Genomic DNA, 6905 nt, shown 5'->3' on the forward strand with positions numbered 1-6905 from the left:
TGTGCTCAATCCTTACGACATGCTGACGGCAGCCGCTCGGCCGGCGCGGGCATGGTCTTGCGGGCACCCGTTTCGTGGGATCGGCGGACGGCCCCGCCGATCAGCACGGCCAGCGTGGCCGCGGCGTAACAGGCCATCGCCGGGCCGGGGTGCGCCGCCGGGCCGGCGACGTAGGCGACCGCGCCCGCCAGGGCCACGCCCAGCCAGTCCCATCGGCCGTCCCTGGCGGCCAGCGCGACGACCAGGAGCGCGTACCAGGAGTATCCCGGGGTGAACAGCAGCAGGAGCGAGCCGCTGATCACCAGCGCCCCGTGCCAGGGCCGTTCCGGGTCACCGCGGCGCAGAACGTGGAGGACGACCAGGGCGAGCAGCAGGATCGCGGCGTACGGAGCCCACGAGTCGGGCATCACCAGCCGCAGCACCGCATAGCGGTTCCCGTCGGCGGGTGATTCGTACCGCTCCTCCTGGATGTAACCCAGCAGGTAGCCGACCACCGGAGCTCGCGAGGCCAGCACGTAGGGCAGGTACGCCAGACCCACGATGAGCGCGGCGGGCACGCAGAGCCCGAGGACGCGCCGCCACGCCACTCCGTTCGCCAGCGTCCCCGACAGTGCGCCGAGCAGCGCCGTGACGGGTAACAGCTTGGCCGCGACGGCCGCGCCCAGCAGCGCGCCGCGAGCGCGCACGTGCCGCCGGCCAGGGCCGAAGGCGAGCACCACCAGCAGTACGGCCAGCATGTCCACGTGCGCGTTGTTCACGGCCTCGACGGGCACGGCCGGGCACCACGCCCAGTACGCGGCCGCCCGGGCACCGGCCTGGCGGCGCAGGGCGAGCAGCACCAGGACGGCCATCAGCCAGCCGCCGAACTGGAGGACCTTGTGCCGGGCGCCGTCCGGCGAGAGCCAGTGGACCAGGAGGAAGTAGCCCTCGGCGACCGGAGGGTAGATCGTGGGCACCGTGGGACGGTTGATCCGGGTGCAGCCGCCGCCGGGCAGAGGCCACAGCTCCGGGGCCGCGCACCGGGAGGGGAACAGCCACTCGTCGCGCAGCGGGGCGAGCGCGGGATCGGCCGGCGGGTGATCGTAAGGCGAGATGCCCGCCGCCTGCACGCGTCCGTCCCACGCGTACCGGTAGGAGTCGGTGCTGCTGCTCGGCGGCGCCACCAGCCCGATCGCGGTCAGCGCGACGCCGCCCGCGACGACCAGGGCGGTCAGCCGCCTCTGCGGGATCGGCCGGGCCAGCCACAGCGCCGCGGCGAACAGTACCCAGGCCAGGAGGTACCAGCCCAGGCCGGGCGGCCCGGACACCATCTCGGCCACGACGGCGGCCAGTGCCAGGAGCACCCCGCCCAGGATAAGCATCTGACGGCTCACACCGGGCAGCGTCGCACCCGGAGACCGGTTCGGGGCTGCGGTGGCGCGGGCCGTACGCACTCCGTAAGAACCTCGGCCGGCGAGGCCGGGGAGTTCTTACGGAGTGCGAACGTGGGCTTCAGCGCGACCCCGCGCATCGTTAGCGTCGGCCGGGTGAGAGTACTGGTCACCGGCTCGGCCGGATTCATCGGCAGTCACGTGGTCGAGGTCCTGGAGGGCGTGGGGCACGAGGTCGTCGGCCTCGACCTGCGCTCCGGCGCGGACGTGCGCGACGCCGCCGCGCTGGACCGGCTGCTGCCGGGCGTGGACCTGGTGGCGCACCAGGCGGCCAAGGTCGGTCTGGGCGTGGACGTCTCCGACCTGCCGGACTACGCCTCGGTCAACGTGTACGGCACCGCGGTGCTGCTGGCGGCGATGGCGCGGCGCCGGGTCGCACGGCTCGTGCTCGCCTCCTCAATGGTGATCTATGGCGAGGGCGGCTACGCGTGCGCCGAGCACGGCCGGGTCCGGCCGGGCCCGCGTGCCGTAGAGGACCTGGAGCGGGGCCGGTTCGACCCGCTCTGCCCTCAATGCGGCCGGGCGGTGCGCTGGGTGGCCGTCGGCGAGGACGCCTCGCCCGATCCGCGCAACGCCTACGCCACCAGCAAGCTCGCGCAGGAGCACCTGGCCGCCAACTGGGCCAGGGAGACCGGCGGGAACGCCGTCGCGCTCAGGTACCACAACGTCTACGGGCCGCGCATGCCCCGCGACACCCCCTACGCGGGAGTGGCCGCGATCTTCCGTTCCGAGCTGGAGGCGGGGCGGGCGCCGAAGGTGTTCGAGGACGGCCGCCAGCTTCGCGACTTCGTGCACGTGCGTGACGTCGCCTGCGCGAACCTGGCGGCCGTCCACGCGCCCGCGCGCCCCGGGGAGCTGGCGGCCTACAACATCGCCAGCGGCACTCCACACACGGTGGACGAGATGGCGTCCGCGCTGGCCGCCGCGCGGGGCGGGCCGCAGCCGCAGGTCACCGGCGGCTACCGGCTGGGGGACGTCCGCCACGTCGTCGCCTCTCCGGAACGGGCCGGGCTCGGCCTCGGCTTCCGCGCCGAGGTCGGCTTCGAAGACGGCATGAAGGAGTTCGCGTGGTCATGACGGTCGATGTGATCCTGCCCTGCCTGAACGAGGAGGCCGCGCTCGGCTGGGTGCTCGGGCGCATGCCGGACGGTTACCGTCCGGTCGTGGTCGACAACGGCTCCACCGACCGCTCGGCCGAGATCGCCCGCGAGCTCGGCGCCCGCGTCGTCCACGAACCTCGGCGCGGCTTCGGCGCCGCCTGCCACACCGGGCTACTGGCCTCGACCGCCGACGTCGTCTGCTTCATGGACGCCGACGCCTCGCTCGACCCTCGCCGGCTGCCCGCCGTGGCCGCGCCCGTCATCGGCGGCGACGCCGACCTGGTCCTCGGCGCCCGTCGGCCGCGTGCGGCAGGCGCGTGGCCCTGGCATGCCCGGCTCGGCAACGCCGCCCTCGCGTACACCCTGCGCCGCCGCGCCGGGGTGATGCTGCACGACCTCGGGCCGATGCGGGCGGCCGAGCGCGTACGGCTCGTGGAGCTCGGGCTGACCGACCGCCGGTTCGGCTACCCGCTGGAGATGGTCCTGCGGGCCGCCGCCGACGGCTGGCGGATCGGCGAAGTGGAGGTCGACTACCTGCCCCGGGCGGGACGCTCCAAGGTGACCGGAACCGTACGCGGCACGCTGCGGGCCATCGCCGACATGCGGCGCGTCATGGCCGAACCGGGATGAACCGTCCCGCGTACAGGCCGAAGCATCCTGCCTGGCCTTATAGAGGCTTAGAAGGCGGCGTGACCGGCAAGGACAGCAGCATCCGACATCGGCTTCGGGGGATCAATGCCGGATACACCGCCCAAACGGGCTCGTGAGCGTGGCGCGACCAGGGCCAGAAGCAGTGGGAAGACGCGGTCGCCGGCATGGTTGCCTGACGGGCCTCCTGGGCCGTTCCGGCCCGGGTTCTGGCGGAGCCCTCTGCGTGGTCCGTGGCTCACGTCGGTGCTCGGCCTGGTCCTGCTGGTCGGGCTCGTCATCGTCGCGGTCACCGGGCTGTTGTCGTATGCCGCCTACGAGCCTCGACTGCCGGGGAACGACACCACTCCCACCAAGGGCGTGCTGGGCTTCTATCTCTTTGACTGGCCGACGAACCCGGTCTGGATGTACCGGCTCACCCAGGGCGCTCACGTCATCGTCGGGCTGACGCTGGTGCCGGTGCTGCTGGCCAAGCTCTGGTCGGTGATCCCCAAGCTGTTCGCCTGGCCGCCCGCGCGCTCGATCGCCGAAGCCGTCGAGCGGGCCAGTCTGGTGCTCCTGGTGGGCGGCGCGGTGTTCGAGTTCGTCACCGGGATCCTCAACATCCAGCTCTTCTATGTCTTCCCGTTCTCCTTCTACCCGGCGCATCTGTACGGCGCGTGGATCTTCCTGGCCGCGCTCGTCGTCCACGTCGTCGTACGGATGCCGAAGGCGATCCGCGCCGTGCGGTCGCGGGACCTGCGCCGTGAGCTGCACACGGGCGTGGCCGACACGCGGCCGGAACCTCCCGACCCCGACGGCCTGGTGGCCGCGGATCCGGCACCGCCCACCATGTCCCGGCGCGGGCTGCTGACGTTCGTCGGCGGTGGTTCAGCGATGATGTTCGCTCTGTCCGCGGGGCAGACGGTGGACGGGCCGCTGCGCCGCACGGCGTTGCTGGCACCGCATGGACGCGAGTACGGCACCGGGCCCAACGACTTCCAGGTCAACAAGACGGCGGCGAGCCTTGGCGTCATCGCGGCCGAGACCGGCCCGCAGTGGCGGCTGGCGGTCGTCGGCGCGGGCTCGATCCACCTGTCCCGAGAGGATCTGCTGGCGATGCCTCTGCACACCTATGCGCTGCCGATCGCCTGCGTCGAGGGATGGTCGACCGAGCAGACCTGGACCGGCGTACGGCTGGCGGACCTGGCCCGCCTGGCAGGAGTGGACCCCGGCTCGGCGGGAGTCACGGCCAGGTCTCTGCAGCGCGTGGGCTACTTCGGCCAGGCGTCACTCAGCGCCGGGCAGGTGGCCGACCCGCGCTCGCTGCTCGCGCTGCGGGTGAACGGCGCCGACCTGTCGCTCGACCACGGATATCCGGCGCGGATCATCGTGCCGAACGCCCCTGGCGTGCACAACACCAAATGGGTGCGCGAACTCGACTTCCGCGTGGAGACGTCGTGAAGCGGTTGGCGAGTGCCTACGGCGCGCCCTTGTGGCACCTTCTCGTGCTGGTGGCCTGCTTCGTGGTCGCCGGTTATGTCGCCACGCGGGTGGTCGCCGCCGGCATCTGGCTGGGGTTCGCCGCGTGGTTCGCCGGTGCGATCATCTTGCACGATCTGGTGCTGTTGCCCATGTATTCCGCGGCCGACATCGCCACACGGGCCTTGACCAGGCGGCTGGCGCGCCCACGCCGGGCTGGTGTGGTCAATCACCTGAGAGTGCCGGCCATGCTGTCGGGCTTGTTGCTGTTGGTGTGGTTCCCGCTCATCCTCCGAGGTGCCGAGCGCAACTACCGCTGGGCGGTCGGATTGAGCACCTCTCCCTATCTCGCGCGGTGGTTGCTGATCACTTTGGTGCTCTTCGGCGTCTCGGGGCTGCTGTACGCGGTGCGGCGCCGGGCGGTGAGAAGGGGACGCGGGCGACGAGACCCATGATGACCGCCAGCGCTGCGACACCGTAGGCGGCCGCCCCGGGGCTCAGATAGGAGATCGCACCGGCCAGCGGGATGCCGAGCCATTCCCAGCGGCCGTCAAGAGCGGCGAGTGCGACGACCAGCAGAGCGTACCAGGAGTATCCCGGCGTGAAGACGAGGAAGGCCGTGCCGGTCACCACCAGAGCTCCACGCCACGGCCGGTGAGCATCGCCCCGGCGCAGCACGAGCAGGGCCGTGGCCGCGAGAACGGCGAGGGCGGCAGGCAGGGCCCACGAGTCGGGCAGGATCAGGCGCAGCACCGCGTAGCGGCGGTCGCCGCCGGTGTCGCGGTAGCCCTCCTCGTTCAGGTAGCCGAAGAAGTAGCCGAGAACGGACTCGCGGGAGGCCAGCACGTACGGCAGATATGCGAGCGCCACGACGAGAAGGGCAGGCCCGAGGACCGCCGAAGCATCCAGCGCCCGCCGCCACCCGGAAGACCCGCCCCTGGCCAGAAGCCCGGAGAGCATCCCGGGCGCGGCCGCGGCGGGCAGGAGCTTGACGGCGGTCGCCGCGCCGAGCAGCAGGCCGCCGCGGACTTTGTGCCTGCTCACGGTTGATCAGGGCGATGACGGTGAGCAGGGCGCCGAGCGTGTCGGCATGGGCGTTGTTCACCGCCTCGATCGGAACGGCGGGACACCACGCCCACCAGGCCGCCCGCGCCGGAGCCGCGGGACGGAGGGCGATCAGCAGGACGAGGGACGTCCCCAAGGCCAGCAGCGCTCCGCCGATCTGGAGCGACTTGTGCCGTGACTCCGCGGGCGAGAACCGGTGCACGGCCAGGAAGTACGCCTCCGCCAGCGGTGGGTAGATCGTATGGACAGCCGGTACAGCGTCGGCTGGGACCTGCTGCTTAGGGCCGTGGCGGCGCACACCGAGGCGACATGGGTGCTGTTGTATGTGCGGCGGTGGCTGCAGGCCCCGCGGCAACTGCCGGATGGCAGCCTGCAGCACCGAGAGCGGGCACCCCGCAAGGTTCCCCGGTCTCGCCCGTGCTGGCGAACCTGTTCATGCATTACGCCTTCGACGTCTGGCTGGCACGCGAGTTCCCGACGGTGGAGTTCGAGCGCTATGCCGACGACGCGGTGGTGCACTGCGCGACCCAACGCCAGGCCCATCAGGTCCTGGCCGCGCTGAGCAGCAGGATGGAACAGGTCGGGTTGCGACTGCATCCCGGCAAGACGAGGATCGTGTACTGCAAGGACGGACGTCGGCGCGGAAACTATCCGCACACGGCGTTCACCTTCTTGGGGTTCACCTTCCGCCCGCGCGGGGCTCGCAACACGGCCACCGGGAGGAGGTTCTTGTCGTTCGCGCCAGCGATCAGCAAGGACGCCCTGGGCAAGATCAGCGCTCAGGTCCGCCGGTGGCGGCTGCATCGCCGGACCGGCCATTCCTTCACTCAACTGGCCAAAGCGATCAACCCGATCGTGGCGGGCTGGATGCACTACTACGGCCGGTTCTACCGGTCGGCGTTGTATCCCCTCCTGACGCGCATCAACGCCTACCTGGTGCGTTGGATCCGCGAGAAATACCGGCGGCTGAGCAGAAGACGCAAGGCCCTGGCGTGCCTGCGCGGGATCGCTATGCGTTACCCACGCATGTTCGCGCACTGGGCCTGGATAACTGCTGCTGCTCCGCTCTGACGATCAGGATGACAAGAGCCGTATGAACCGAGAGGGTGCGCCGTTTCACTCGGTGCTGGATCGCCCCCGCAGGGGGCCAAGGTTCGGAAGGAGATGACCTTGGGGTCGCCCGCCCTACCTGGACGCGAAA

Annotated in this window: 8 protein-coding genes; 6 read left to right on the forward strand and 2 right to left on the reverse strand. The window is 71.3% G+C overall.

The window, feature by feature from the left end; genetic code table 11:
* Nucleotides 1-5 precede the first annotated feature (5 nt).
* Complete coding sequence (locus tag ACWDRB_RS59095; protein ID WP_449910323.1) at nucleotides 6-1343, reverse strand: glycosyltransferase 87 family protein; 1338 nt, start codon at nucleotides 1341-1343, stop codon at nucleotides 6-8.
* A 183-nt stretch (nucleotides 1344-1526) separates the two neighbouring features.
* Between ACWDRB_RS59095 and ACWDRB_RS59100 the strand changes: the two genes are divergently transcribed.
* The 4 genes from ACWDRB_RS59100 to ACWDRB_RS59115 all read left to right on the forward strand — a co-directional run bounded on the left by ACWDRB_RS59100 (nucleotide 1527) and on the right by ACWDRB_RS59115 (nucleotide 5094).
* Nucleotides 1527-2507, forward strand: coding sequence for an NAD-dependent epimerase/dehydratase family protein (locus ACWDRB_RS59100; protein ID WP_449910325.1), 981 nt, complete (start codon nucleotides 1527-1529; stop codon nucleotides 2505-2507).
* On the forward strand, nucleotides 2504-3160 hold the full coding sequence (locus ACWDRB_RS59105) for a glycosyltransferase family 2 protein (protein WP_449910327.1): 657 nt from the start codon (nucleotides 2504-2506) through the stop codon (nucleotides 3158-3160). The genes ACWDRB_RS59100 and ACWDRB_RS59105 overlap by 4 nt, the downstream gene beginning before the upstream one ends.
* A 264-nt stretch (nucleotides 3161-3424) precedes the next feature.
* Nucleotides 3425-4621, forward strand: a complete 1197-nt coding sequence (locus ACWDRB_RS59110; RefSeq protein WP_449910329.1) for a molybdopterin-dependent oxidoreductase — start codon at nucleotides 3425-3427, stop codon at nucleotides 4619-4621.
* On the forward strand, nucleotides 4618-5094 hold the full coding sequence (locus ACWDRB_RS59115; protein ID WP_449910331.1) for a hypothetical protein: 477 nt from the start codon (nucleotides 4618-4620) through the stop codon (nucleotides 5092-5094). Before ACWDRB_RS59110 ends, ACWDRB_RS59115 begins: the two co-directional genes overlap by 4 nt.
* Here the strand turns inward: ACWDRB_RS59115 and ACWDRB_RS59120 are convergent.
* Nucleotides 5006-5683: a hypothetical protein gene (locus tag ACWDRB_RS59120; RefSeq protein WP_449910333.1), complete on the reverse strand. Its 678-nt coding sequence runs from the start codon at nucleotides 5681-5683 to the stop codon at nucleotides 5006-5008. The two genes, ACWDRB_RS59115 and ACWDRB_RS59120, sit on opposite strands and share 89 nt — an antisense overlap.
* A 14-nt stretch (nucleotides 5684-5697) precedes the next feature.
* On the opposite strand from ACWDRB_RS59120, the gene ACWDRB_RS59125 reads away from it, so the two are divergent.
* The gene (locus tag ACWDRB_RS59125; protein WP_449910335.1) at nucleotides 5698-5940 is read left to right on the forward strand and encodes a hypothetical protein; all 243 of its coding nucleotides are present in this window, start codon (nucleotides 5698-5700) and stop codon (nucleotides 5938-5940) included.
* Between the two features lie 73 nt (nucleotides 5941-6013).
* On the forward strand, nucleotides 6014-6775 hold the full coding sequence (locus tag ACWDRB_RS59130; protein ID WP_449910337.1) for a reverse transcriptase domain-containing protein: 762 nt from the start codon (nucleotides 6014-6016) through the stop codon (nucleotides 6773-6775).
* Nucleotides 6776-6905: the final 130 nt, after the last annotated feature.

It is taken from the genome of Nonomuraea sp. NPDC003707, from assembly GCF_053587055.1.